The organism is Pantoea sp. GL120224-02, from assembly GCF_900215395.1.
Lineage (GTDB): Bacteria > Pseudomonadota > Gammaproteobacteria > Enterobacterales > Enterobacteriaceae > Pantoea > Pantoea communis.
Window position 1 is genome coordinate 429410 of record NZ_OBEC01000002.1, and the last position, 26471, is coordinate 455880.

Genomic DNA, 26471 nt, shown 5'->3' on the forward strand with positions numbered 1-26471 from the left:
ATCGTCAGCTGCGCATAATTTCGTCACTAAAACAGGTGTCGTTTGCAGCCAGTTGTCCCTAAATGCGCACCCTGCAGTCACTGGAGTGTTGCAGGGTCGCCATTTAGGGTGGCCGTGACAAAATTAGCTGCCGCGATAGGTTGACCACGACCACGGTGAGATCAGAAACGGCAGATGATAATGGCTGCCCGCCGAACCAATCACAAAATCAATCTGTGCACTGACGTACAGCGCATCGCGTCCGTCAGCAGCGAAATAGTCACCGATCTCTGCGGTCAATCGATAATGGCCCGGTGCTAACGGCTCGGGCGTTAAATCTTTAATACGGCCATCGCTATCGGTTTCCCCCTCCGCTATCGGCAACCAGCCTTCCGGGCTGTTCTGCTCCAGGGATATGGCCACGCCGATAGCGGGTTTACCCAGCGCGGTATCCAGAATGTGAGTGGTAATGGTGCTCATACAATGCTCTCCTTAAGCCGTAACAGGGTGATTTCACGCAGTTGCGTCAGCGCTTCCTGCTGCTCTGTCTCTGCATCATTGTTGAGCCTGCGCTGCAATTCCGCCAGCATCTCCTCGCCACTCCGCCCTTTGGCACGAATCAAAAACACCCGGTTGAAGCGCTTTTCATAGGATTGATTGCCCGCCAGCATGGCAAATTGCAGCGCGCCATCGGCCTGCTGCATCGCCGACTGCTCATTGCGTGACAATACTGCCTCTTTGCCCGCGCCCGCGGCTTTTTCACCAATACGGGGGTGAGCGTGTAATGCTTGTTCCAGTTCGGCACCTTGCCAGCGCTTTGCCAGTGTTTCGGCGGTCGTATAGAGCGCTTCCACATCCGCAAAAGGCCGTGCGGCCACCAGCGCCTGCTGCCAGTCAGGAATTGCCACGCAGTGGGCTATCGCTGTGTGTGCCTCATTGGGCGTGGCATCGTTAAACACCGCTAACTCCATGCAACGGCTCCTTAAGCCTGTGCCAGATCGTTGACCGCTTGCAGATAAGCCTGCACGCCCAATGCCACATCGGCTACCTGTACGGACTCGGCTGGATGATGGCTAATACCGCGATAGTTGCGCACGAACAGCATACCCACTGGCCAGCGATCGGCGATCGCAATCGCGTCGTGCCCTGCGCCGCTTGGCAAAGAAACGCTGCGGCCCTGTACGGTTTCCACCGCGTGGCTCAGCGCCTGTTGCAAACGTGCATCACAGGCGGTTGCCGCAATACGGTAATACTCGCTAGCGGTAAAAGTCAGTCCACGCCGCAAGGCAATCGCTTCGGCTTGTGTCAGCAGCGCGGACAACAGGCGCTCCAGCGGCTCATCCTGCGGCCCACGCACATCCAGTGAAAACTGCACTTCACCGGGGATAACATTCACGGCGCCCGGCAAACAGCTCAGGGTGCCGACCGTGGCCACCAGTTGTGGATCTTGCTCGGCAGTGGTGTGCTCAACAAACACCATCCACTCGGCGGCGGCGGCCAGTGCGTCTTTACGATGGGTCATCGGCACCGTGCCAGCGTGGCCCGCTTCACCGATAAAGCTGCAATTCAAACGACGCGCGCCGTTAATCGCGGTCACCACGCCAAGCGCCAAATCTTCCTGTTCCAGACACGGCCCTTGTTCTATGTGCAGTTCAAGGTAAGCCGCAATGTCGTTGACGTCGCGTGCTGCCTGCAAAATGTTGGCAGCGTCCAGACCGAGATCCAGCATCGCTTCCGCCACAGTTATACCGTTTCCATCCGGATGCGTTACCCAACTCTCGGGCCATGTGCCGGTAATACCCCGGCTGCCCAACAGCGTGATGCCAAAGCGCGTGCCCTCTTCATCGCCGAACCCAACAATCTCAATCGCCAGCGGTAAGCGCAGCTGACGATCGTGCAGCCACTGTACGGTTTCAATAGCACTCAGCACACCCAGCATGCCGTCATAGCGCCCGGCATTGCGCACCGTGTCCAGATGAGAGCCCAACAGCAGCGCCTGCGCGCCGGGTTCAGCAGACTCATAACGACCACAGATATTGCCCACAGCATCTTGCCAGGTGGTCATGCCGGCCGCCTGCATCCATTCTGCCACGCGGGCGTTGGCGCGGACCTGTTCAGGCGAGAGATAGACACGCGTCAGACCATCCTCACTTTCACTGATTTCAGCCAGGGCATCGCAGCGTGCCATGACGCGGGCAGCGGCGGACTGCGCCTCGCTGGCGGTCATCAGGCTTTTGCTCATGCGTGGCTCCCGTAATGATCCCACGCCGCCTGCATGGCCGCGCCTTGTGTCGAACGGTAACCCACATGGTTCAATACCGCTTCCAGCGCGCTCAGGGTTTGCATCACGCAATCTTTGCGCGCGTTGTAGCCCATGGTGCCGATGCGCCACACTTTGCCGTGTAGCGGGCCAAACGAGGTGCCGATCTCAATACCAAAATCTTCCAGCACCAATTTGCGCACCTGGTCGCCATTCACGCCCTGCGGGATCACCACACCGAGCACGTTGTTCATTTTGTGTTTCAGGTCGCCAAAGGTTTCGAGGCCCATGCCCTGAATGCCTTTCAGCATCGCCTCGCCGTGCAACTTATGACGTGCAATGCCGTTATCCAGCCCTTCCTGCATCATCAAACGCGCACACTCACGTGCACCAAACAGCGCGGTGGTGGCTTCGGTATGGTGGTTCAGACGTTCCGGCCCCCAGTAATCCATGATCATGCCGAGATCGAAATAGTTGGAATAAATCATCTCCTCATCACCATCCTGATGATCCGCGGTACGGATGCCCTCTTCCACACACTTACGTTTGCGGATCACCGCTTCCATCTGCGGGCTGAGGGTGATCGGAGAAGTACCCGACGGACCGCCAAGGCACTTCTGCATACCGGCAGAGACCGCATCCAGTCCCCAGGCATCGGTTTCCAGCACGTTACCGCCCAGTGAAGCGGTGGCATCGGTATAGAACAGCACGCCATATTTCTGGCAGATGGCGCCGAGTTGTTCCAACGGCTGCAGCATGGTGGTGGAAGTATCACCCTGCACCGTCAGCAGCAGGCGCGGCTGCACTTTTTTGATCGCGTCTTCAATTTGATCGGGGGTGAACACTTCGCCCCACGGCACTTCAATAGTGTGCACTTCGGCGCGGCAGCGGCGGGCAATCTCACACAGCAGATGGCCAAAGCGGCCAAACACCGGCACCAGCACTTTGTCGCCCGGACGGATAGCCGAGAGCAGAATCGCTTCGATACCGGCGCGCGAGGTGCCGTCAATCAACATGGTCCAGCGGTTTTCGGTACGAAATACACCACGATACAGCGCCATCACTTCATTCATGTAGTGCGTCATCGCCGGATCGTACTGACCCAGCAGCTGGCTCGACATGGCGCGCAGGACACGCGGATCGGCGTTGATAGGACCAGGGCCCATCAGCAGGCGTTGTGGTGGATTTATTTGCGAAAACTGACTGATATCCATGTGCTATTCCTTTTGAAGACTTAAAGACGGACGGTGGAGATAAACTGTTTAAGCTCGGCGGTCTGCGGGTTGGCAAACAGCGTTTTGCTGTCACCCTGCTCCCAGACGCGGCCCTGATGCATAAACACCACGCGATCGCCCACATCACGGGCGAAGTTCATTTCATGGGTAACGAGGATCAAGGTCATGCCCTCGGCAGCCAGCTGTTCCAGCACCTTCAGCACTTCACCCACCAGTTCAGGATCGAGCGCTGAGGTGATCTCGTCACAGAGTAATACTTTCGGCTGCATCGCCAGCGCACGGGCAATCGCCACACGCTGTTGTTGTCCACCGGATAAATTGGCCGGGTAGTAGTTGATGCGTTCGCCAAGGCCGACCTTTTCCAGCATCTGCGTCGCCAGCTCGCGACATTCGGCTTCGCTCTTCTTCAGTACCCGGCGCGGCGCCAGCATCACGTTTTCCAGCGCGGTCATGTGCGGGAACAGGTTGAAGTTCTGGAACACCATGCCCACCGAGCGGCTGATTTCACGCGCCTGGGATTCACGGTCGGTGATCGTCATACCGCCGAGTTTGATGCTGCCTTCCTGGTAGCCTTCCAGCCCGTTCATGCAGCGCAGCAAGGTACTTTTGCCCGAGCCGCTGCGGCCGATGATCGAAATCACCTCGCCGTTGTCGATATCCAGATCGACACCTTTCAGGACGTGGTTGTCGCCGTAGTACTTCTGGACCTGATTAATGGTGATGAGCGGCATTGAATTTTTTCTCCAGGTACTGGCTGTAACGCGACAGCGGATAACACATCAGGAAGTAACCCAGCGCCACCAGGCCAAATACCTTAAAGGGCTGATACGTCACATTGTTCAAAATAGTGCCGGCTTTCGTCAGCTCGACGAAACCGATAATCGAGGCCAGCGCGGTGCCTTTAATCACCTGAACGGCAAAGCCCACGGTCGGCGCGATGGCGATGCGAATCGCCTGCGGTGCCACCACGCGAAACAGCGTTTGACCAAAAGTCAGGCCGAGGCAACGCGATGCTTCCCACTGGCCCTTCGGCAGCGCACGAATACTGCCGTGCCAGATATCCACCAAAAATGCGCTGGTGTAGAAAGTTAATGCCAGCGAAGCGGCGGTCCAGGGCGCCACATCAATGCCAAACAGCCCGACGCCAAAGAAGGCGAGGAACAGCTGCATCAACAACGGCGTGCCCTGAAACAGTTCGGTGTAGCAGCGAATCAAGCGCGTCAACCATGGGCGCTTCAGCAGTCGTAAAAACAGCAGCGGTAAGGTCACCAGCGTGCCGCCAAAGAAGGCCACCAGCGACAGTAAAATCGTCCAGCGCGCCGCCAGCAGCAGGTTGCGCAGGATGTCCCAGTCAGTAAAGGTTGTCATGCGGGCTGCGCTCCAAACCATTTACGCCCCAGCGCCAGCAGCAGCTGTCGCATGGCAATCGACAACGCCAGGTAGATCAACGTGGTCACCAGATAGACTTCAAAACTCAAGAAAGTGCGTGACTGAATCAGGTTGGCGGCGAAGGTCAACTCTTCGTACGACACCTGCGACACCACCGATGAACCCAGCATCACAATGATGCATTGGCTGACTAGCGCCGGATAAATACGTTGCAGCGACGGCGGCAGAACCACGCGGATAAAAGTCTGCGTGCGGGTCAAGCCCAGCACACGGCCCGCTTCCCACTGCCCTTTCGGCGTCACCTGAATTCCGGCGCGGATAATTTCAGTGCTGTACGCGCCAAGGTTAATCAACATCGCCAGCAGCGCTGCTTCGCCCGCCGTCAGTTTCAGACCAAGATTGGGCAAACCAAAGACGATAAAAAACAGCTGTACCACGAATGGCGTATTACGGATCAGTTCGACATAAACGCCCCAGATGCGACTCGCCCAGCTCCGTTTGCCACTGCGCAGTGCCGCGCCGAGAATCCCCAGGCTCACCCCGCCCACCGTGGCGAGAACCGTTATCTGAATCGTGACCCACAGCCCTGCCAGTAACTCTGGCCAGTGCGGCCAGAGATCTGCAAAATTGAGTTGCCCAATCATTGCGTTATGCGCCGAGGTTGGCTGGCAGTGGGGCTTTCAGCCACTCTTCTGACAGCTTGTTCAGCGTACCGTCTTTGATGCCCTGCTCAATCAACGCGTTCACTTTACCTTTCAGCGCTGGCTCATCTTTCTTCAGGCCGATAAAGCACGGTGAATCTTTCAGCATGAACTGCGGCACCGGCGCTTTTTCTGCGTTCTGGCGTGCAATGGCAGCCACCACGAGGTTACCGGTCGCGACATACTGCACCTGACCTGACAGGTAAGCTGACAGCGTGGTGTTGTTATCTTCATAACGCTTCACCTGTGCATCTTTTGGCGCCACATCGCTCAGCACCATGTCCTCCACTGCACCGCGCGTCACACCAATTGATTTACCGCTCAATGCTGCCGCATCTTTTAGTGGCTCACCTTTCGGGCCAAACACCCCAAGGAAGAACGGCGCGTAAGCACGGCTGAAATCGATCACTTTCTCGCGTTCGGCGTTTTTGCCCATGCTGGAAATCACCAGATCCACTTTATCGGTTTGCAGATAAGGCACGCGGTTGGCGCTGGAGACCGGCACCAGCTGCAACTTCAGTTTCATCTGCTTCGCCAGGTACTTCGCCATGTCGATGTCATAGCCTTGTGGCTGTAAATCAGTCCCTACCGAACCAAACGGCGGGAAGTCCTGCGGTACCGCAACACGGATGACGCCACGCTTCTGAATGTCTTGTAGCTGATCGGCCATCGCACTGCCGACCTGAGCCATCAGCAATGCTGCGCCTGCGACTGCCAGTAAAACTTTTTTCATTATGCACCCCGGTGAGTTTATCGTGAAACAAAAGATTCTTGATAAAACGATTTGCAACTAATGTGCCAACCGCAGGGTGTGGGGCGCAAAGGGAAGAAAAACGAATAAACACGGAGTTTAAGGCGATAAAAACGGGCATTACGCCCGTATTAAAACCCGATCAAAAAAGGTGCAAAGCACCAAAGTGGTGCCCACTATCGGTGTTCCAGTTCATCCAGGTGCTGATAAAGATCGGCAATTTGATGAATACGCTGACGGCCTTGCGACAGCATTTCATGCAGCAGTGCATTTGCCAGCAGGTTGATCAGACTCATCGCCGAGGCATAGCTATCAAAGGCGGAGACGCTATCGAGCGGCGCGCATAGCTGCCAGTGTGCCAGGGTGATAATGCCCTGTGCCTGCGGCTCGCACAGCGCCAGCACCGGGATGTTGCTCTGCTGTAGCTGCTGCATCAGCGGGCGGATGATACGTGGACGGCGGCGGAAGGCCATCACGACCACAATATCTTCCGCTGTGATATCCACCAGCTCCTCGCCCAGCGTCTGGCCGGGTTGTGGTAACACATGTACCTGCGGACGCGCCTGCATCAGCTGCTGACGCAGGTGCAATGCCACCGGATAGGCGTTACGCATGCCGATAATAAACACCCGCTTTGCAGCACCCAGCGCCTGAATCACTTCGCCAAACTGCTGCGGGTCGATGCTGTTCACCCACTGCGTCAGGTTGGCCATCTCCTGCTTGTAATGACGCGACAGTAAGGTATTGCCCTGCACTGCATCGCGATTGTCGGTGAGGGGCATCCCGCTCTGACGCAGCGTACGCAGCTCATCACGCATGTCCTTGTATTTCTCATAGCCCAGACGTTTAAACAGGCGGCTGACTGTCGCCTTCGATACCCCGCTCAGCCGCGCCAGCTCGGCGCTGTTGTAGCTGATCAGGTCATCAAAATGGTCAAATACAAAATCGGCAATACGCTGCTCCTGCGGCGACAGTTGCGGATAGTGACTGCGAAGGCGTTCATCAAGCTGTTTCATCATTGGTCCTGTAACTTTCGTTTCATCACAAGCTAGCACAAATCGATCCACATTGATGTCCGACCAAAACTGGAACAGCTCTTGCTTAGATCACCTCACGGATTTGTAGGGACTCCCATTACGGCGACCACTAACCCAATCCCCCTACAAAAGAATCAATGATGAAGAGTTCACTATGATACAGAGCAACATGGCCCCGCTCGGCATGGCCGTCACCCCACATCATCTCGCCAGTGAAAGCGCACTGGCGGTTTTACGCGAAGGCGGCAACGCGATTGAAGCGATGGTAGCGGCAGCGGCCACTATCGCGGTTGTCTACCCGCACATGAACGGCTTGGGTGGCGATGGCTTTTGGTTGGTCGTGCCGCCCAATGGCGATCCTATCGCTATCGATGCCAGTGGCGCAGCAGGCTCACTCGCCCACCTCGACTTCTATCACGGCGAAAGTCACATCCCGCATCGCGGCCCCAAAGCCGCGTTAACCGTGGCGGGCACGGTGAGTGGCTGGCAGGAAGCGTTAACGCTGGCTGAAGAGCTGGGTTCTGCGCCATTGCCGTTAGCCCGTTTGCTGCGTGACGCCATTCGCTATGCTGCCGATGGCATTCCTGTTACCGCATCGCAGGCTGCAGCCACTGCCGCAAAGCAACATGAATTGCTTGATCAACCCGGCTTCGCGGCGACCTTCTTGCCTGACGGCACCGTGCCTGGTGCCGGTAGCCGTTTTACCCAGCCCGCGCTTGCCAATACACTTAGCGTGTTGAGTGAACAGGGTCTGGAGAGTTTCTATCGCGGCGAACTGGCCCACCATCTGGCACGTGAAATGACCGCGCTGGGTATGCCGATCACCCTGGAAGATCTTCAGAAACAGCACGCGCGCCGCTGCACGCCGCTACATCTGGCACACAGCGAAGGCGACATCTGGAATATGACGCCTCCGACGCAAGGTTTGGTGTCGCTGGCCATTCTGGGCATCACCGATCGGTTGAACATGGCAGAGGCGGATGAGGCACAAACTGTGCACCGCATTGTTGAGGCCACCAAAAAAGCCTTTGCCTTGCGCGACGAACACATTACCGATCCGCGCCATATCGACTTCAATGTGCAAGACCTGCTCGATGCCGATCATCTTTCCACACTGGCAACGCAAATTAATGACCAACAAGCCGCGCCGTGGGGAACCGGGCGAGGTCCTGGCGATACCGTATGGATGGGGGTGATGGACAGCAGCGGGCTGGCCGTTTCCTTTATCCAGAGCATTTATCACGAATTTGGCAGCGGCGTCGTGCTACCGGGTACAGGCATTACCTGGCAAAACCGCGGTGCAGCCTTTAGCCTGCAACCGGGCCATCTGCTGGCACTAAAACCCGGTAAACAACCGTTCCATACCTTAAATCCAGCGGCTGCGCGCCTGAAAGATGGTCGCACGATGGTTTACGGATCAATGGGGGGCGATGGCCAACCACAAACGCAGGCGGCAATTTTTACCCGCCACGTGATTCAGGGACAGCCACTTCAACAGGCGGTCAGTGCACCGCGCTGGTTGTTGGGGCGAACCTGGGGACAATCCTCTGACTCTCTCAAACTCGAAGCGCGCATGTCAGCAGAAACGGTGCAGCAGTTGCGCGAACTCGGTCATGACGTTGAGCTGTTGCCTGATTTCAGCGAAGTCGTCGGCCACGCTGGCGCCATCGTCAGACACAATAACGGCATGCTGGAAGGTGCCTTCGATCCACGTAGCAACGGCAGCGCAGCCGGCTTTTAAAGGAAACCATCATGCATTCGCAACCGGACTGGGCGGCTTATATCGCTCAAATGGAACAGATTCTGGCTCTGGAGCTGGACGAAGCACGTCGCGCTGAATTGCTGGTGCAGTTCAATCGCATCGCCGCCATGGCTGAACCGCTCATGGCTTTCCCGCTGGATGACCGGCTGGAAGTGGCAGGAGTGTTTCATCCATGAAACTGGCATCGTTATCCATCAAAGCGCTCAATCATGCGCTGAATCAAGGTGATATTAGCGCCCGTGAAGTGGCGCAACAGACGTTGAACGCCATTGAACAGCACAATCCCGCACTCAATGCGTGGACCGAAGTCACCGGTCAGCGCATGTTGCGCGAGGCGGATCAGGTCGATTTGCAACGCCAGCGCGGTGAAGTATTGCCTGTGCTGGCGGGTATTCCTTATGCGGTTAAAAACCTGTTTGATGTCGCCGGTCACAGCACCCTTGCTGGTGCCAGCTTATTCAATGAACGTGCAGCGGCCCGCGAAGATGCGTGGGCGGTGAGTCGACTGCGTCAGTCCGGTGCACTGCTCTCCGGCATGCTGAATATGGATGCCTACGCTTACGGCTTTACCACCGAAAACACCCATTATGGCCCGACCCATAATCCGCGCGATTTGAGCCGCGTGGCCGGTGGTTCCTCCGGCGGCTCGGCGGCGGCCGTCGCGTCAGGCTTAGTGCACTTCTCACTGGGCACCGATACCAATGGTTCGATCCGCGTGCCGGCCTCGTTGTGCGGTATCTATGGACTCAAACCGACCTTTGGTCGCTTATCGCGCAGTGGCAGCCATCCTTTTGTCGCCAGCCTCGATCATATCGGTCCGTTTGCTCGCTCGGTGGAAGATTTGAGTCTGGTGTACGATGCGCTGCAAGGTCACGATGCCAGCGATGCTTTCCAGGCAGCGCAGGCGAAGGAACCGGCCAGTGACGGATTAGTAAAAGGCGCAGAAGGCATACGTAGCGCAGTGCTGGGTGGTTTCTTTTCGACCTGGTGCAGCGAAGAAGCGCGTGCCGCCGTGCAAGTGGTGGCACAAGCGCTGGATGCCAGCGAAGCCGTCACGTTAGCCAACGCGGAAATTGCCCGTTCAGCGGCCTTTATCCTCACCGCCTCAGAAGGCGGCAATCACTATCTGCCCGCTTTGCGCAATATTCCCGAGCAATTCGAACCGAACTCTCGCGAGCGCCTGCTGGCCGGAGCGATGCTGCCTTCCGCGTGGTATGTGCAGGCGCAGCGCTTCCGCCGTCATTTCCAACAGCAGGTGTTACCGCTGTTTGAACAATTCGATGTCCTGATTGCACCGGCGACCCCTTGCACCGCAACCACCATTGGGCAAGAGACGATTCATATTAACGGCCAGGATTTGCCGACGCGCGCCAGTATGGGCATGTTAACGCAGCCGATTTCCTTCCTCGGCTTGCCGGTCTGTACCGTGCCTTTGCAAACTGCCAGCGGATTACCGATTGGCTTACAGTTAATCGCAGCACCGTTTAAAGAACATCTTGCACTGCGCGCCGCCTGGGCACTGCAGCAGCAAGGGTTGACCCTGCCACAAACTACCCTGATGGATGCGTAACCATGACACCTGAACATATTGATCGTCCTGCTGTGCTGGCTGAGGTGACCGCTGCGTTTTACCGCTATGAAGAAGCGCTGATCAGCAACAATGTCGATGTGCTGGATGAATTGTTTTGGCACGACGATCGCACCGTGCGTTTGGGCGCAGGGGAAAATCTGTATGGCATTGATGAGATCCGTTCATTTCGCGCTGCCCGTCCATCGAAGGGATTGGCGCGCACGCTACGTAATACGGTGATCACCACCTTTGGAGATGACTACGCGGTGTGCAGCACTGAGTTTACGCGTGAAGGCGTGGAGAAGATTGGTCGCCAGCAGCAAACATGGGTGCGCATGCCTTATGGGTGGCGGATTGTCGCGGCGCAGGTGAGTTTAATGAGCTAGCGGGGTAAACCGGCGCTCGTCAGTAAGACTTAACTCGCGTGGTCAGGGCCGGTACGACAGTTCATGTCGTACCGGCCAAATGTGTCGGCGCGGAGTATCGCTGGTCGTTAAACAGCAGGAGCCGGGTGCGTCTCCATCCAGTGATCGGCGATTTGCTGGCGCGTACAAACCCACACATTCTCATGCTGCTGGATATGGTCAAGGAAACGCTGCAAGGCACGGAATTTGCCCGGGCGGCCGAGCAGTCGACAGTGCATGCCAATCGACATCATCTTCGGCGCGGTGTCGCCCTCTTCATACAACACATCAAAGGTGTCACGCAGATAGACAAAGAACTGCTCGGCGGTGTTAAAGCCCTGCGGCGAGGCAAAGCGCATGTCGTTACACTCCAGAGTGTAAGGAATGATCAGATGCGGTTTCACCGTGCCATCCTGACAGGTCACCTGCGTCCAGAACGGAAGATCGTCGCCGTAGTAATCGCTGTCATAACTGAAGCCGCCGTTCTCCACAACTAAGCGGCGCGTATTCGGGCTGTCGCGGCCGGTGTACCAGCCGGTAGGTGCTTTACCAAACAGATCGCGCAGCACATCCACCGCCTGCTGCATATGCTGGCGCTCGGTTTTAGCATCCATCGACTGATAATGGATCCAGCGCCAGCCATGGCTGACTACGTCGTAATCCGCGACTTTGATGGCGTCCACAATCTCCGGATGACGCGCCAGCGCCATCGCCACGCCGAAAACCGTTAATGGCAATCCGCGCTTCTGGAACTCGTTGTGAATGCGCCAAAAGCCTGCGCGCGAACCGTATTCATAGAGAGAATCCATCGACATATGGCGGTCGGCGTAACTGGCGGCGCCAATGATATCGGACAGGAATTGTTCAGATCCTGCATCGCCGTGCAGCACATTGTTTTCTGCCCCCTCTTCATAGTTGAGGACAAACTGCACCGCCACTTTCGCGTTGCCCGGCCACTGTGCGTGCGGCGGATGGTTAGCATAACCAATCAGGTCACGCGGGTAGTTTTTGTTGAAGCTGTACTCTTTCTTTTCAGATACATCGCTCATTCTGTAAATTCCTTAGTCAGTCCTCAACCAGCACTTAGTTTAGGTGCTGAAATGCGCCGCTGAGCGGTTTTTCGATCGGGTAATCTAAATCGCCATGTTTACTGGTACCAAAGCCCAGCGCCACCAGTGATTCCACCATTTTTACCGCAGCGCTGACGCCATCAATCACCGGCAGACCCAGCTCTTTAGTCAGCTCCTGTGCCAGTGAGGCCATACCGCCACAGCCCAGCACTATCGCGCCGCTGCCATCTTCTCGCTTCGCCTGAATGCAACGCTGGCGCACTTTTTCCTGCGCCACACCGCTGCCATCTTCCAGCGCCAGCACCGGGAGATCGATAGCGTGCAACGCCGCACAATGATGGCTAAAGCCATATTGTTGCAGCAGATGGCGGGCAATCACCAGGGTACGCGGTAGCGTGGTGACGATTGAAAAGCGTGTCGCCACCAGCGTTGCCGTGTGCATCGCGGCTTCCGCAATGCCGATCACCGGACCGCTGGCCAGTTCACGCGCGGCCAGCAATCCCGGATCGCCGAAACAGGCAATAATGTGGCCACTCACGCCCTGTGCTTTGCCGACCCTGACCTGTTCCAGTACGCCAATCGCCGCAATGGCTTCATCGAAGTGCCCTTCAATCGAAGGCACCCCCTGGCTCGGACACACCGCCAGAATTTCAGTTCCTGGTGCCGCTACCGCACGTGCGGCTGCACCGATGGTTTCTGTCATCGCCAGGCTGGTATTGGGGTTGATCACCTGAATCAGGCTCATGATGCGGCTCCATTGTGACCGGAAAATAACCGGGTGAAGTCGGGTAAGGTTTCGCCGCTGCGCTCAAAATGCAGGCTGGCCACGATGTGTTGGAAGTGATGCTGTAAGGCTGCGGTGAGCGCGGGAAGATCTTTCTGCCGCAGTAGCTCCACCAGCCGATCGTGATGATCGCAACGACACCCGCGTTGCCAGGGCGCACCATAGGCGGCAATCACTAATGATGAGCGCTGTGTCAGGCGCGTCACCATATCCGTCAGCACCTGATTACCGGAAATCGCCTGTAGCTGAATATGAAAAGCCGCAGAGAGCCGAATTGCCGCCGCACCATCGTGCTGTTCGTGAGCCTGCTGCTCTTCCTCAATGAGTGTGCTCAGGGCAGCAAGGTGTGGTGGCTGAACGTGAGCCAGCACCGCGGGCAAATTGGCGCACTCGAGTAAGCTGCGTGTGGCAAAGATATCGCGCGCCTCGTCAACGCCCGGCGTGGCCACTTGTGCACCACGCCTGGGCGACAAGGTGATCATTTGCACCGCCGCGAGGCGTTGTAGCACCTTGCGAATGCCGGTTCGGCTCACACCAAAAGCTTCTGATAGCGCCTCTTCTGGCAATTTGCTGCCCGGTGGCAGCTGATGTTCCACAATGGCGGTGAGTAATGCCTGATAGATGGGTTCGTCGCGATCATTCAGATCGGCAGCCGTTTTCTGGCCTGTTTCGCTCTTCATTACCTGCTCCGGTAAGTATCTGTGCACAGCACATCGTATACGTGAAATTAATTTTTTGTATACAAGAAATCAATTCTGGCCTGGATCCTGCAATACCGTTTCACGCTGTGATTATTTTTCCCATGTTGTTAGAGGAGCAGGTTTCATGCCAAATCATTCTGAAGTGACCTCCGGGGTGGCCTCTGGCGCCAACGCCCACTACAGTCCACGCCTGTGTAATGAAGATCTGGCGCCCACGCGCGACCAGAACTGGTCGTGGTATAACATTTTCTCTTTCTGGATGTCGGATGTGCACAGCATGGGTGGCTATGTGGTCGCCGCCAGCTTCTTTACGTTGGGACTGGCGAGCTGGCAGGTGCTGCTTTGTCTGCTGATAGGTATCTGCATCGTGCAGCTGTGTGCCAACCTCGTCGCCAAACCGAGCCAGATGGCGGGCGTGCCTTACGCGGTGATTTCACGTCAGGCATTCGGCGTGTTCGGTGCCAATATCCCCGCGGTGATTCGCGGCCTGATCGCTTTCGCCTGGTATGGCATTCAAACCTATTTAGCGGCTAATGCGCTGATGCTGGTACTGCTGAAGTTCTTCCCTTCATTAAGCGGGATGACGCAAAGCAGCTGGCTGGGGTTGTCTCAACTGGGCTGGTGCTGCTTCGGCGTGATGTGGTTCCTGCAGGCGATGGTGTTCTGGCACGGCATGAGCGCGATTAAACGCTTTATCGATGTGGCGGGTCCGGCTGTCTACGTGGTGATGGTGGCGCTAGCGGGCTGGATTGTATACAAAACCGGCTTTGACGGTATCTCCTTTACGCTGGCCAGCAAGCAGTTAAGCACTGGTGAGCAAACCTGGCAGATGATCACCGCCACCGCATTAGTGGTCTCTTACTTCTCTGGCCCATTACTCAACTTTGGTGACTTCTCTCGCTACGGTAAAAGCATGGGGGAAATCCGCCGGGGGAACCGCTGGGGCCTGCCGTTTAACTTCCTGCTGTTCTCGATTGTCACCGTGGTGATCGTGTCGGGTACCCAATCGCTGTTCGGCCGCATGATTACCGATCCCATTGAGACCGTGAGCATGGTTGGCAATGATGTCGCCGTCGCGATTGGTTTACTCACCATGATTATCGCCACTATCGGCATCAACATCGTGGCGAACTTTGTTTCCCCGGCTTTCGACTTCTCAAATTGCTCACCGCAGAAAATCAGTTTCCGTACCGGTGGAATGATTGCCGCAGTGGGTTCTGTTCTGCTGACGCCATGGAATCTGTTCCAGTCACCGGAGTTGATTCATTACACGCTGGATGTGCTGGGCTCCTTTATCGGCCCGCTGTTTGGCATTTTGGTGGCCGATTTTTATCTGATTAAGCGCAGCAAGGTTTACGTGGACGACCTGTTTGATGACACACCAAAAGGACGCTACTGGTATCGCGGGGGCTTTAACCCGAAAGCGATTGCCGCACTGCTGCCGTCGGTAGGTATTTGCCTGGTGATCAGCTTTATTCCGTCACTGCATGCCGTGGCAAACTTCAGCTGGTTTATTGGTGTGGCATTAGGTGCAGGTTGCTATCGCTGGCTGGCTCGCGCCGATCGTGAAGTCTCAGTGGGCACCTATCGTCAGGAAGTGGCGGTGCAGAAGGATTGATCTGGTGATCAGGTTGGCGCCGATGCCAGCCTGAAAAAGCAAAAAGCCGATGCATTTCTGCATCGGCTTCTTTAATGATTGGCGGAACGGACGGGGCTCGAACCCGCGACCCCCTGCGTGACAGGCAGGTATTCTAACCAACTGAACTACCGCTCCGCGCTTTGTTCCCCGTCGAGAACGAGGCGAATATTAATGGCAGCCTTATGAACCGTCAATGCTTTTTCTGAGGGAATGAATCGTTTGCCGATTTTTTCAGCTTTACGTTGCTTTTCCACGCAAAATCAGCCCATTCAGGCCCGCCACAGGCAGCTTCCGCCCTTCTTCAACACTAAATCCAGACGGCTTTCATGTGCGATAATCTCATCATCGCTGGCGTTGACCACGCGTAATCCTGAACTCGGACGCACGATGCGCTGAATGTTATCGCCGGTATTTTGGCTGCTCTGATCGCCTTCCGCCGAGAAAGCCAGCGAAGTTTGGCCGCCCGTCATCATCAGGAACACTTCAGCCAGAATTTCGGCATCGAGCAATGCGCCGTGCAGCGTACGTTTGCTGTTGTCGATTTCGTAGCGATTACACAGTGCATCAAGGCTATTGCGCTTGCCTGGATACATTTTACGCGCCATCGCCAGGCTATCTGTCACCTGACAGAAGGTGTCGGTTTTGCCGATACCGCGCTTAAGCATGCCAAACTCATAATCCATAAAGCCGATATCGAACGACGCGTTATGGATCACCAGCTCTGCACCACGGATGTATTCGAGGAATTCATCGGCGATGTCTGCAAACATCGGCTTATCGGCAAGAAACTCATCGGCAATACCGTGAACGCCGAAAGCTTCCGGATCCACCAGCCGATCGGGCTTGAGATACATATGGAAGTTGTTGCCGGTCAGGCGACGGTTAATCACCTCAACCGCACCGATTTCAATGATGCGATGTCCTTCATAGTGCACACCGATCATGTTCATGCCGGTGGTTTCGGTATCGAGGACGATCTGGCGGTTATTTGCAGTGCTCATAGGACTCGTTTTATGTCAGACTTGGCGTTTTGTCAGAAGGAAGTCTACCAGAGATGCGCAAACAGGTAGAAATATTCACCGATGGATCCTGCCTGGGCAATCCCGGCCCCGGCGGTTACGGTGCCATTTTACGTTATGGCCCACATGAAAAAGAGTTCAGCGCCGGTTATCGACTCACGACCAACAACCGCATGGAAATGATGGCGGCGATTGTGGCGTTAGAGGCGCTAACGCAGCCCTGCGAAGTGGTGCTCAGCACCGACAGTCAGTATGTGCGCCAGGGCATCACCAGTTGGATCCATAACTGGAAAAAGCGCGGCTGGAAAACGGCCGATAAAAAGCCGGTGAAAAATGTCGATCTCTGGAAGCGGCTCGATCTCGCGCTCAGCCACCATGAAATAAAGTGGAAATGGGTAAAAGGCCACGCCGGTCACCCGGAAAACGAGCGCTGCGACGAACTGGCACGCAGCGCAGCCGGTCATCCGACGCAGGATGATGTCGGCTATCAGGTCGAATCCTGATCCTTCACTGCACGAAATTGCCGGGTGGCATTCACCGTTTGTCTGACCTGCGCTTTGTTTAAGCTCTTCTTCGCTTTGGTGGGCGTTAATGGGAATGTTCGTTTGCGTGCCACCACAATGTTCAGACATCCCAGCGCGGGCAGGTGCGCACTGATTACTTTGCCGCCCTGCCGATGCCACGGCACCACTTGAAAACGGGTGCGATAGACCACTTCATAGTTGAGCAGGCTGAGCCAGTCGAGCAAGCGTACCTGGCTGAACATGCGTCCGCTCCATGGCGCACGGGCGTGCAAACCCGGGATACCTTTGCTGATCCCCAGCAGACTGAACGGGTTGAACCCGCTGATAATCATCCAACCATCGTCAATCAGGACGCGATCCACTTCTCGTAACACGCGATGGGGATCCTGACTCCATGCCAGGGTATGCGCCATCAAACAAGCATCAATCGATTTCGCTTCAAAAGGTAATTGCGTGGTATTGGCGATCACCTGCAAGTCATCGCCCTCAATGCCCACATTTACCTGATGCGATATGGCACACTGACGGGTATTGATTTCTGCGCTGAGGCTGCCAAGTTTAAGCATATGAAAGCCATACAGCTTTCCAAGGTAAGGCTGCAACTGCTGCGTGAGTGCATCGCGAAAATAATCGCCCCATGGCATATCGCGCCAGGAGCGCGGCGCAGTCAGAACCTGGCGTGTTTTCGCTGGCTTCATGCTCTACCATCATCCTTTTTCTACGACCTGAGAGGTGTTTATGAATCTTACCAGTATTCCCGCGTTGCAGGATAACTACATCTGGACACTGACGGACGATGATAAAAACTGTCTGATCGTCGATCCCGGCGAGGCTCAACCGGTGCTGGATAAAATCAGAGTCAACAAGTGGCAACCGGTGGCCATTTTACTCACGCATCATCATCACGATCATGTCGGCGGTGTCGCCGAATTATTGCAACACTATCCCGATATCGCGGTTTACGGACCAGAGGAAACCGCGGATAAGGGGGCAAAACATATCCTCTCTGAGAATGATGAATTTACCCTGCTTGGGCTAGATTTCCGTGTCATCGCAACACCCGGACACACTTTAGGACATATCTCATATTTCAGTTCACCTTATCTTTTCTGTGGTGACACGATGTTTTCTGGAGGCTGTGGAAGATTATTTGAAGGTACAGCAGAACAAATGTTTGATTCATTTCAAAAGCTTAACCAACTCCCTGCGGACACCTTGATTTGCTGCGCTCATGAGTACACTTTATCCAATATGAAGTTTGCTGCGGCTATTCTGCCTCATGACACGAAAATTTTGGCAAGGTATCAGCAAATTAAGGACTTACGTGCAGAAAATCGCATTACTTTGCCAACAAAACTGGCACTTGAGCGGGATATAAATTTATTTCTCCGTACGCAAGATGCTGATTTACAAAAGGCTTTGGGGACTAATGTTGCTTCCTCCCCGTTATGGCAAACTTTCGCTGATCTACGCGAGAAGAAAGACCGTTTTTGATATTTAAGGTTGTGTTGTGTGTACCCCTAACGTATAGTTGCTCGTCTTTTAAGCGAACTATTGACACACACATGAAGGCTAAAGCGATCTTACTCGCCTCGGTCTTGCTGGTAGGATGTCAGGCATCAAGGAATGACGCCAATATCCCCGTACAGCATGCACAGAGCCTGTCTTCAGCTGGTCAAGGTGAAAATGGAAAGTACGGAGATCAATTATTATCGCAGCGCTGGCAGGATGATGGAACAAGCCTCGCAGAAGATACCGATCTCTGGAATCACATTAGTGACGAGTTGAAGATGGGGATTCCGGAAAACCCCCGGATCCGCGAACAAAAAATAAAGTTTTTAAAAAATAAGAGCTATCTCCACGATGTAACATTACGGGCAGAGCCGTACATGTACTGGATTGTCGAGCAGATACAGAAACGTAAAATGCCGATGGAACTGGTACTGCTACCCATAGTGGAGAGCGCTTTTGACCCACATGCAACATCTTCTGCGAATGCCGCTGGCATCTGGCAGATTGTTGCACAAACGGGCAAAAACTATGGTTTGAAACAGAACCAATGGTATGACGGACGCCGCGATGTGGTGGCCTCGACCAAAGTTGCGCTGGATATGATGCAGCGTCTGAACGGTATGTTTGACGGTGACTGGTTGTTAACAGTGGCCGCCTATAACAGCGGTGAAGGACGCGTGCTGAAAGCGATAAAACAGAATAAGGCGCGCGGCAAGCCGACTGATTTCTGGCATTTATCGTTACCACGCGAAACCACGGTCTATGTACCTAAGATGTTGGCCTTGAGTGAAATCCTCAAGAACAACAAGCAGTACGGTATCAAATTGCCGACCCCGAACGAAAGCCGTGCTTTAGCACGTGTGGAAGTGGGACAGCAAATTGAACTGACGCAGGCTGCAGATATGGCCGGCATGTCGCTCAACAAGTTGAAGAGCTTCAACGCCGGTTATAAAAATGGCACCACTGCGCCAAACGGACCGCACTATATTATGGTGCCTAAGTCCAACGTTGCTAAACTGCGCAATTCACTGGCATCCGGTGACATTGCATCCGTGCAGCCTGTTGAAATGGCGAAAGTCAGTGCAGCAGGAAACAACTACACGGTACGCAAAGGCGACACCTTGTCAGCAATTGCTAACAAGCTCGGCGTCAGCGTCAGTGCACTGAAACAGCAGAACAACTTGCGTAGCGCTTCCGTTCGCATCGGTCAGAAATTGACGGTGGGCGGTAAAGCAACGCAGTTGGCGGATAACGGCAACAGCATCACCTACCGTGTACGTAAGGGTGATTCTTTTGCCAGTATTGCAAAACGTCATGGTGTGAACACCCAGGATGTTATGCGCTGGAACAGTGACGCTAAAGACATTCAGCCGGGCGATAAGCTCACGCTGTTTGTGAAGAATAGCGCAACACCTGATACCTAATGCGTCGAAAAGGCTGACTTTTGTCAGCCTTTTTCATTTTTATTACCTCAACGAGGTCGTGGCAACCTGTTATCTCTCTCCTCTCTCCTCATTCCCCTTCTGAAGACTTTTATCCCGATTAAAAACCCTTAGACGTGATGTTGGTCAAATATCCACCTGGAGCAACTTGTATGGTAGAAGCCAACCGATAGTGTTAACGAAAGGCGCCGCATTCGTAATTTAAATGTTACATGGCGCGCATTCACTCTATCGCTGAACCGTGAGTTCAGTGATTCGATAAACCATCGGTAGGATAAGGGTTGAGAATGAGCGATAGCCTTAACGAACAGCTTAAGGAAGCAGATAATGCTTCAGGGCAGCAAACGAACACGACAACACCACGCTGGTTACCACGAGCCCATCCTTTATCATGGGCCATGCTGGTCATCACGACACTTGCTATCTTGATGAACTCGATAGATCGTATCATCTTACCCACCCTATTGCCGGCAATAATGAAGGATTTCAATCTTAGTGAAGTGCAGGCTGGGTGGATTAACTCGCTAAGCTTCTTCGGTACGTTATCAGGTGCGGTGCTATTTGGCCTGCTTTCCGATTATATCGGTAGCGGTTATCGCCGCTGCTATAGCTGGTGCCTGGCAGTTTTGGTGGAGATCATATCTGGTGTTGCTACAGCATTTTGCAAATCGCTGGGGGCATTTCAGGCGCTGCGTGTTTTTATGGGGATGGGTACCGGCGGCTCAGAGCCAATTAATGTGGCATTGCTCGGCGAGTGGTGGCAAAAAGAAAATCGAGGTTTCGCCATTGGCGTACATCACACCGGTTTTCCGCTTGGGCAATTCATTGGTCCGATTTTAATTGCTGCGATTTTAATGTTTGGTGATTGGCGCCATGCATTTCTGTTTATCCCTTTGATCGGATTAATCATCGTGGTATTGCAGTTGATTATAGGAACCAAAAAAAATCATCAACGCGTCTTTAATTGGATCGACGAACACAAACTGACTCGCCCGATCGAAGCCAAACCGCAGAAATCCAGCCTGAAAAATTCCTTTAGCTGCCTTAAAAACCGTAATTGCCTGATGGCGATTGCACTGGTCTTTGGTTTTATCTGGGCTGAAATGGGGATTGCAAACTTCTTAACCCTCCAACTCACACGTGAGGTCGGTTTGGACCTATCCACCGCCGCCATCATTTCGGGTGCTTCGGGCATCACTGGCTGGATTGGTCAGATCGTTTGGGGCAGTTTTTCGGATAAATGCGGGCGTAAGACATCTCTGACGATCATTATCGCGGGCTGGATCCTTGCCTGTTCGCTCTGCATTTTTATTCATTCTGCCGCACTTGCCTGGGGGATCCTGATTTTTTGGGGGCTGTTCCGCAATTCGCCCTATCCTGTTGCGTATGCGCTGCTGATTGATTCTTCACCTCATGCAGCAGCTTCGAGCCTTGGATTGATGATTGGTTTGGCGGTGGGTATCGCTGGCATTCTGGTCGCCCCTGTTAGCGGCTGGATTATCCATACGTGGGGTTTCAGCGTGCACTATGCCGTAATCGTCGGGATGCTGCTGCTTTCTTGCATTCCCCTTGCCCTGCTCAAAGAAACGGTAAATGTGAATAAGTGAGGATGACATGACAGCTCTCTGGAAACAGATTCGCAGCAGCAAAATAGTAGAACTGAGTCATTTACATCAAACCAGCATGCCCGTATGGCCGACACACCCGAAATTTATCCGTGCGGATAATGAAACTTATTCAACCGGCGATGGAAATTATAACTGCCAGATAATCATGGGGGATCATTGCGGGACCCATGTCGATGCTCCCTCACACTTTATTGAAGGTGGCAAGACAATTGAAAACATTGATGTATGCCAGTTAATGGGCCGGGGCCTGCTGCTGGATATGCGACATATTGCGCCCAGCCACACTTTTGGTGTTAAGGATATTCAACTTTGGGAAAGGGACTTTGGCGCAATTGAGGCTGATGACATCGTCATTTTTCGCACAGGCTGGCATGAAAAATGGGCTCTTAAACCCGATCACAGCGCATTTCTGCAGGATTGGCCGGGGCTTTCTGCAGAAGGTGCTGCTTATCTGATTGCAAAAGGTGTAAAGGTATTTGGCACCGATGCCCTCTCGCTTGATGCCTTTGGCAATGCAGAAAATCCCGCGCATTTAGCTGTACTGGGTAACGATAATCTTATTATCGAAAATCTGGCCAACTTAGAGATGTTGCCTGCGCACTTTTGCTTTCTTGCACTACCACTTCGAATTGAGCGCGGGTCAGCCTCGCCGGTGCGGGCGATTGCGTTCATTGAGACTTAGCGGGCAAGCGCTGTTGGCGTGAACTCGACTAACAGTGGATTGTGATCAGAAGCGCGCGTGACCAGCACAGAAGCCTCGCTAACTTTCATATCACGGTAGAAGACAAAATCTAACGGACGGCCAAACGCTTTACGCCGATGGTCATCCGTGAAATTCACTTCGTGTAATGCCATCTCTGCGGCAAAGCGATACAGCGCGTTCATGCGCTGACGGCTCCAGGCATTGAAATCGCCGGCCATGATCACCGGTCCGCGATGATGTTGAATCTGTTCGCCAATCGGCCCAAGTTGCTTGCTGTAGACATCCACACCCAGGCTGAAATTCACCGCGTGAATATTGACCACCATCAGCATTTCGCCGGTCGGCAGTGGATAGGCCGTCACCAGCGCCGATTTTGCCAGGCGTAATAAAGGTTCGCGCTCACGCAATGGACAGCAATACACAGGATGCGCAGAAGCGAGCGTCATCACGCCGGAGGGATGTTGGGGTAAGACGAAGGCAGGTACCTGATCGGCCGCCAGATAGTTACTGGTGGCGAATTTGACCAACTCAGGGGTGGTTTGTGCTTCCTGAAGTAAAACAAGGTGAGCATCTTTGCCGAAACCCTGCAGTACGGACATCCAATCAGCCCGCTGCTGCTTGAAGATATTCCATACTAAAACCCGCAATGCAGGATCCGCAGGTAACGGTGCACCAGGCGGCAGCGCCTGTCCCAGATGCAACATCGCCCCAGGCGGAAATATCCGCTCTGCAGGCTGACCCGCTGTATAACGCATTGCATATGTTTTCTTTCGCACTTTCCCGCCTGGCTGATTTACGACTACAACTTCACCTGACAGTTATAGGGATTTTAGGGCAGGGTTTCAATTGGCGTTGTTAATTGTCGGAATTAGCTTCACAGCATATTACGGTAACAACCCGCCCTTTAGCGGGTTGTTGACCTCATTATTCCGTGGCAAATGCAGTACGGGGTTTGTCGAGCTGACCGCTCAGTCTTACCAGCAATAGCGCGATAAAAACAATGACAGCGCCAACCCAAGGGGTTTGAGCCAGACCGTAGTGTTCGACAATATGACCACCAACCAATGACCCTAGTGCAATCCCGATGTTAAACGCCGCGATATTCAGTCCTGACGCCACATCAACTGCACCAGGCGCATAGGACTCAGCCTTCTGCACCACATAGACCTGCAGGCCCGGTACGTTAGCGAAGGCAAAAATCCCCATCACTAGCACCGTTGCCAGCGCCATAAAGTGTGTATTAGCCGTAAACTGGAATATCAACAGCAATACCGCCAATGTGCTAAAGATCAGCGTTAACGCGGGTACAGCCCCGTGACGATCGGCCAACTTGCCACCCCAGATATTACCGATGGCGACGGAGATACCGTATCCCAGCAGAATGACACTGACCGCTGCCGGGGAAAAACCGGCCAATGACTGCATCATCGGCGCCAGGAAAGTGAAGGCGGTAAACACGCCGCCGTAGCCCAACGCGGTAATAGCATAGATTAATAGCAGGCGTGGGTTCACCATGACGCGCGCTTGCTGTGCCAAAGTGGTAACAGGTGGCTGCGCAACATTACGCGGTATCAGTACCATGCTGCTGACTAAAGCAATGACACCTAACAAGGAAACTGCGAGGAAACTTTCACGCCACCCAAAGTGCTGACCAATCAGTGTACCCAAGGGCACTCCGGTTACCAATGCCACCGTCAGACCGCCAAACATGATGGCGATGGCACTTGCAGCCTTCTCCTTACTCACCAGACTGGTCGCAATCGTTGAACCGACCGAGAAGAATACACCGTGCGCGAGTCCCGTTAGCAAGCGAGCAACGACCAACGTCTCATAGTTCGGTGCCAACCAGGCGACCAGGTTGCCCACCGTAAAAAGCACCATCAGCCCTATCAGCAGTGGCTTGCGCGGCACTTTGCCGGTTAAAGCAGTAAGCACTGGCGCCCCCACGGCGACACCAAGGGCGTAAATTGAGACCAACATACCTGCTGAAGGTAGCGTGATGTTAAGTTGTTCCGCAATCGTAGGGATTAAGCCTACGATCACGAACTCAGTGGTTCCGATAGCGAAGGCGCTGATAGTCAGCGCCCAGAGTGCAAGTGGCATGATTGACTCCCATGTATGTTTTGATAGGCGCCATTATCGACTCATGCTTTAATGACAAAAAGATGCAAAGTGAGAATAGACTTTTGCTTCGGAGAGCATAATGAAAGCATCGTCTGATGAGTTGAAAGTTTTTATTGCTGTGGTCGAAAGCGGTAGTTTTAGCCGTGCGGCGGAACAACTGCAGATGGCGAATTCGGCGGTGAGCCGTACAGTTAAAAAGCTGGAGAATAAACTTGGAGTGGCATTACTCACGCGCACCACGCGTCAGCTCGCGCTCACTCAGGAAGGTGAGGACTACTTTAAACGCGTTCAGAAACTTATGCAGGAGATGTCGACCGCTGAAAATGAGCTCATGGAACGTCAGCAGGCTCCGCAAGGTCTTCTGCGCATAGACGCTGCCACGCCGGTCATTCTGCATTTGATTCTGCCGATGATTAAACCCTTCCGTGAGCGCTACCCCGACGTCACCCTGTCGCTTATCTCGTCGGAGAGCTTTATCAATCTGATTGAACGTAAAGTCGATGTAGCTATTCGCGCAGGCAACCTGACGGATTCGACCTTACGAGCACGTTTGCTGTTTATCAGCTATCGCAAATTGGTAGCAACTCCGGCTTATCTGGCGAAAAGGGGTGTCCCCCTCTCTACATCAGATTTGATAAATCATGAATGCCTTGGATTTGTAGAACCGCTGCGCCTGAACCGTTGGCCTGTGTCTGAGAATGGTCATGACCTTTATGACATCGTGCCGGGAATGTCCTCAAACAGCGGTGAAACTATTAAACAACTTTGTCTCGATGATCATGGTATCGCTTGTTTGTCCGATTATATGGTAGACAGTGAAATCGCGGATGGGACATTTATTGAGGTGTTGGCACAACAGCGAGTACCCGTAGCGATGCCGTTCAACGCGGTCTATTACAGCGATCTGGGCGTTAGCCAACGAGCACGTGCTTTTATCGACTTTCTCAGTGAGTGGGTTAAGCAACAGCCCTGGCGAATGCAGGACTGAATATTTCGTCACTTAATCCCAGTCCGGAGCCAACCCTTCAGGGCTAACCAACCGCTGCTGGCGATCCAGTGATGAGATGCTTTTCATATCCTCCGCATCAAGCATTAAGTTAGCAGCATCCATATTGCTGGCCAGATTATCGCGCTTAGTTGAAGAAGGGATCACGCTGAAGCCAGATTGCATCGCCCACGCCAGAACGATTTGTGCCGGTGTCGCCTGATGTTTGTGCGCAATCGACTGGATGGTCGCATCCCTTAGTGCCTCTCCATAAGCCAGTGTCATGTAAGACGTGATATGCAATCCTTGCTGCTTAGCAAATTCAACAACTTCGCGGTTTTGCAGGAACGGATGGAGTTCAATCTGGTTAGTGGCGATGTTTTCAATGCCAACCGCAGCAATGGCCTCTTTCATCAACGCAATCGGGAAGTTTGAAATGCCGATTTGACGCGTCAGCCCTGCTTCTTTCGCAGCCATTAATGCCTGCATACTCTCTTTTACCGATACTACTGCGCCGGGTGAAGGCCAGTGGATCAATGTAAGATCAACATAATTGGTGCGCAGTTTTGACAGACTTTGCTGCAAACTCAGTATTAGCTTTTCAGCCGATAGGTTTTCGATCCAGATCTTGGTAGTAATAAAGAGTTGATGACGAGCTATGCCACTTTCAGCAATAGCCTGACCAACAGCGGCTTCATTTTCATAGATTTGGGCAGTATCGACCGCACGGTATCCGAGTTCCAGTGCCGTTTTCACGGAATGGATTACAACATCATCTTGCAGGCGAAAAGTGCCTAAACCAAAGGCTGGGATTGTCATGATTTCCTCATCGTTTGTGGATTATTGCGATGGGAAGTATTTTGGCAGCTTTATTGTTGACGAAAAATCCGCTTATAAGCAGAAGAATATTGCGTTTAAATCAATAATTAACACTGAATTTTGCACATGAAAAAGCCCTGACTTATTAAGTCAGGGCTATTCAATTAAGTGGCGGAACGGACGGGGCTCGAACCCGCGACCCCCTGCGTGACAGGCAGGTATTCTAACCAACTGAACTACCGCTCCACCGATTCTGTACCAAAATCAGAAAACCGTTCTGACTTCGGGTGTTTCGCCCTTTCAGTGTCACCTGAAAGGTCACGACTCACGAATGAGTCTTAAATTGATGCCTGGCAGTTCCCTACTCTCGCATGGGGAGACCCCACACTACCATCGGCGCTACGGCGTTTCACTTCTGAGTTCGGCATGGGGT

General features: G+C 53.9%; 28 protein-coding genes, 2 tRNA genes and 1 rRNA gene. 11 read left to right on the plus strand and 20 right to left on the minus strand.

Annotated elements, in window-relative coordinates:
* Positions 1–123: 123 nt before the first annotated feature.
* The 9 genes from uraH to hpxU form a co-directional block, all read right to left on the minus strand.
* Positions 124–459: a hydroxyisourate hydrolase gene (gene uraH, locus CRO33_RS06905; protein ID WP_097117562.1), complete on the minus strand. Its 336-nt coding sequence runs from the start codon at positions 457–459 to the stop codon at positions 124–126.
* A complete protein-coding gene (uraD, locus tag CRO33_RS06910; RefSeq protein ID WP_097117563.1) occupies positions 456–950 on the minus strand; it encodes a 2-oxo-4-hydroxy-4-carboxy-5-ureidoimidazoline decarboxylase in 495 nt (164 codons plus the stop codon). Before uraD ends, uraH begins: the two co-directional genes overlap by 4 nt.
* A gap of 11 nt (positions 951–961) precedes the next feature.
* Positions 962–2221, minus strand: coding sequence for an allantoate amidohydrolase (gene hpxK / locus CRO33_RS06915; RefSeq protein ID WP_097117564.1), 1260 nt, complete (start codon positions 2219–2221; stop codon positions 962–964).
* Entirely contained in the window at positions 2218–3453 is a 1236-nt protein-coding gene (locus tag CRO33_RS06920) for a pyridoxal-phosphate-dependent aminotransferase family protein (protein WP_097117565.1), read from the minus strand. Before CRO33_RS06920 ends, hpxK begins: the two co-directional genes overlap by 4 nt.
* A gap of 20 nt (positions 3454–3473) precedes the next feature.
* Positions 3474–4205, minus strand: coding sequence for an amino acid ABC transporter ATP-binding protein (locus CRO33_RS06925; protein ID WP_034825388.1), 732 nt, complete (start codon positions 4203–4205; stop codon positions 3474–3476).
* Complete coding sequence (locus tag CRO33_RS06930) at positions 4186–4842, minus strand: amino acid ABC transporter permease (RefSeq protein WP_058961561.1); 657 nt, start codon at positions 4840–4842, stop codon at positions 4186–4188. The genes CRO33_RS06925 and CRO33_RS06930 overlap by 20 nt, the downstream gene beginning before the upstream one ends.
* The gene (locus CRO33_RS06935) at positions 4839–5507 is read right to left on the minus strand and encodes an amino acid ABC transporter permease (protein ID WP_097117566.1); all 669 of its coding nucleotides are present in this window, start codon (positions 5505–5507) and stop codon (positions 4839–4841) included. Before CRO33_RS06935 ends, CRO33_RS06930 begins: the two co-directional genes overlap by 4 nt.
* A 4-nt stretch (positions 5508–5511) precedes the next feature.
* Positions 5512–6297, minus strand: coding sequence for a transporter substrate-binding domain-containing protein (locus tag CRO33_RS06940; RefSeq protein ID WP_097117567.1), 786 nt, complete (start codon positions 6295–6297; stop codon positions 5512–5514).
* Positions 6298–6491: 194 nt separating this feature from the next.
* Positions 6492–7331: a MurR/RpiR family transcriptional regulator HpxU gene (gene hpxU, locus CRO33_RS06945; protein WP_097117568.1), complete on the minus strand. Its 840-nt coding sequence runs from the start codon at positions 7329–7331 to the stop codon at positions 6492–6494.
* 175 nt (positions 7332–7506) lie between these two features.
* Between hpxU and CRO33_RS06950 the strand changes: the two genes are divergently transcribed.
* The 4 genes from CRO33_RS06950 to hpxZ are packed head-to-tail and all read left to right on the plus strand — an operon-like array spanning position 7507 to position 11070.
* On the plus strand, positions 7507–9093 hold the full coding sequence (locus CRO33_RS06950; protein WP_097117569.1) for a gamma-glutamyltransferase family protein: 1587 nt from the start codon (positions 7507–7509) through the stop codon (positions 9091–9093).
* An 11-nt stretch (positions 9094–9104) separates the two neighbouring features.
* Positions 9105–9290 (plus strand): oxalurate catabolism protein HpxX, encoded by a 186-nt coding sequence (gene hpxX, locus CRO33_RS06955; RefSeq protein WP_034825399.1) that lies wholly within the window; start codon positions 9105–9107, stop codon positions 9288–9290.
* Positions 9287–10684 (plus strand): AtzE family amidohydrolase, encoded by a 1398-nt coding sequence (locus CRO33_RS06960; RefSeq protein WP_097117570.1) that lies wholly within the window; start codon positions 9287–9289, stop codon positions 10682–10684. The genes hpxX and CRO33_RS06960 overlap by 4 nt, the downstream gene beginning before the upstream one ends.
* 2 nt (positions 10685–10686) lie before the next feature.
* Positions 10687–11070, plus strand: a complete 384-nt coding sequence (gene hpxZ, locus CRO33_RS06965; protein WP_097117571.1) for an oxalurate catabolism protein HpxZ — start codon at positions 10687–10689, stop codon at positions 11068–11070.
* Between the two features lie 107 nt (positions 11071–11177).
* On the opposite strand, the gene puuE is transcribed toward hpxZ, so the two are convergent.
* Genes puuE through CRO33_RS06980 form a run of 3 tightly spaced genes read right to left on the minus strand, consistent with a single transcriptional unit; the run spans position 11178 to position 13622 of the window.
* Positions 11178–12137, minus strand: coding sequence for an allantoinase PuuE (gene puuE / locus CRO33_RS06970; RefSeq protein WP_097117572.1), 960 nt, complete (start codon positions 12135–12137; stop codon positions 11178–11180).
* 34 nt (positions 12138–12171) lie between these two features.
* Complete coding sequence (hpxA, locus tag CRO33_RS06975; protein ID WP_097117573.1) at positions 12172–12903, minus strand: allantoin racemase; 732 nt, start codon at positions 12901–12903, stop codon at positions 12172–12174.
* Positions 12900–13622 carry a GntR family transcriptional regulator gene (locus CRO33_RS06980; protein ID WP_097117574.1) on the minus strand — a complete coding sequence of 241 codons (723 nt, stop codon included), beginning with the start codon at positions 13620–13622 and terminating at the stop codon, positions 12900–12902. The genes hpxA and CRO33_RS06980 overlap by 4 nt, the downstream gene beginning before the upstream one ends.
* A gap of 145 nt (positions 13623–13767) precedes the next feature.
* On the opposite strand from CRO33_RS06980, the gene CRO33_RS06985 reads away from it, so the two are divergent.
* Positions 13768–15261, plus strand: a complete 1494-nt coding sequence (locus tag CRO33_RS06985; RefSeq protein ID WP_097117575.1) for an NCS1 family nucleobase:cation symporter-1 — start codon at positions 13768–13770, stop codon at positions 15259–15261.
* Positions 15262–15340: 79 nt separating this feature from the next.
* Here the strand turns inward: CRO33_RS06985 and CRO33_RS06990 are convergent.
* Both CRO33_RS06990 and dnaQ read right to left on the minus strand, forming a co-directional pair.
* Positions 15341–15417: transfer RNA gene (locus CRO33_RS06990), tRNA-Asp, on the minus strand.
* Between the two features lie 134 nt (positions 15418–15551).
* Positions 15552–16283, minus strand: coding sequence for a DNA polymerase III subunit epsilon (gene dnaQ / locus CRO33_RS06995; RefSeq protein ID WP_034825408.1), 732 nt, complete (start codon positions 16281–16283; stop codon positions 15552–15554).
* A 53-nt stretch (positions 16284–16336) separates the two neighbouring features.
* On the opposite strand from dnaQ, the gene rnhA reads away from it, so the two are divergent.
* Positions 16337–16804, plus strand: coding sequence for a ribonuclease HI (gene rnhA, locus CRO33_RS07000; protein WP_097117576.1), 468 nt, complete (start codon positions 16337–16339; stop codon positions 16802–16804).
* Here rnhA and CRO33_RS07005 read toward each other — a convergent pair.
* The gene (locus tag CRO33_RS07005; RefSeq protein WP_097117577.1) at positions 16789–17523 is read right to left on the minus strand and encodes a class I SAM-dependent methyltransferase; all 735 of its coding nucleotides are present in this window, start codon (positions 17521–17523) and stop codon (positions 16789–16791) included. The genes rnhA and CRO33_RS07005 overlap by 16 nt on opposite strands.
* A 40-nt stretch (positions 17524–17563) precedes the next feature.
* Here CRO33_RS07005 and gloB point away from each other — a divergent pair, with 40 nt between their 5' ends.
* The 4 genes from gloB (at position 17564) to CRO33_RS07025 (ending at position 22089) form a co-directional block, all read left to right on the plus strand.
* Complete coding sequence (gene gloB / locus CRO33_RS07010) at positions 17564–18319, plus strand: hydroxyacylglutathione hydrolase (RefSeq protein WP_097117578.1); 756 nt, start codon at positions 17564–17566, stop codon at positions 18317–18319.
* A 71-nt stretch (positions 18320–18390) separates the two neighbouring features.
* Positions 18391–19761: a murein transglycosylase D gene (gene mltD / locus CRO33_RS07015; protein WP_097117579.1), complete on the plus strand. Its 1371-nt coding sequence runs from the start codon at positions 18391–18393 to the stop codon at positions 19759–19761.
* A gap of 305 nt (positions 19762–20066) precedes the next feature.
* Complete coding sequence (locus tag CRO33_RS07020; protein ID WP_097117580.1) at positions 20067–21386, plus strand: MFS transporter; 1320 nt, start codon at positions 20067–20069, stop codon at positions 21384–21386.
* Positions 21387–21393: 7 nt separating this feature from the next.
* The gene (locus CRO33_RS07025; protein WP_097117581.1) at positions 21394–22089 is read left to right on the plus strand and encodes a cyclase family protein; all 696 of its coding nucleotides are present in this window, start codon (positions 21394–21396) and stop codon (positions 22087–22089) included.
* Here CRO33_RS07025 and CRO33_RS07030 read toward each other — a convergent pair.
* Together CRO33_RS07030 and CRO33_RS07035 are read right to left on the minus strand one after the other, a co-directional pair.
* Complete coding sequence (locus tag CRO33_RS07030) at positions 22086–22886, minus strand: endonuclease/exonuclease/phosphatase family protein (protein ID WP_058961574.1); 801 nt, start codon at positions 22884–22886, stop codon at positions 22086–22088. The genes CRO33_RS07025 and CRO33_RS07030 overlap by 4 nt on opposite strands.
* 148 nt (positions 22887–23034) lie before the next feature.
* Positions 23035–24213 (minus strand): MFS transporter, encoded by a 1179-nt coding sequence (locus CRO33_RS07035; protein ID WP_097117582.1) that lies wholly within the window; start codon positions 24211–24213, stop codon positions 23035–23037.
* 100 nt (positions 24214–24313) lie between these two features.
* Between CRO33_RS07035 and yafC the strand changes: the two genes are divergently transcribed.
* On the plus strand, positions 24314–25222 hold the full coding sequence (gene yafC, locus CRO33_RS07040) for a DNA-binding transcriptional regulator YafC (protein ID WP_097117583.1): 909 nt from the start codon (positions 24314–24316) through the stop codon (positions 25220–25222).
* 12 nt (positions 25223–25234) lie between these two features.
* On the opposite strand, the gene dkgB is transcribed toward yafC, so the two are convergent.
* The 3 genes from dkgB to rrf all read right to left on the minus strand — a co-directional run.
* Entirely contained in the window at positions 25235–26038 is an 804-nt protein-coding gene (gene dkgB / locus CRO33_RS07045) for a 2,5-didehydrogluconate reductase DkgB (RefSeq protein WP_097117584.1), read from the minus strand.
* A gap of 169 nt (positions 26039–26207) precedes the next feature.
* A tRNA-Asp gene (locus CRO33_RS07050) sits at positions 26208–26284 on the minus strand.
* Positions 26285–26386: 102 nt separating this feature from the next.
* Positions 26387–26471, minus strand: a 5S ribosomal RNA gene (gene rrf, locus CRO33_RS25025); the annotation flags it as partial.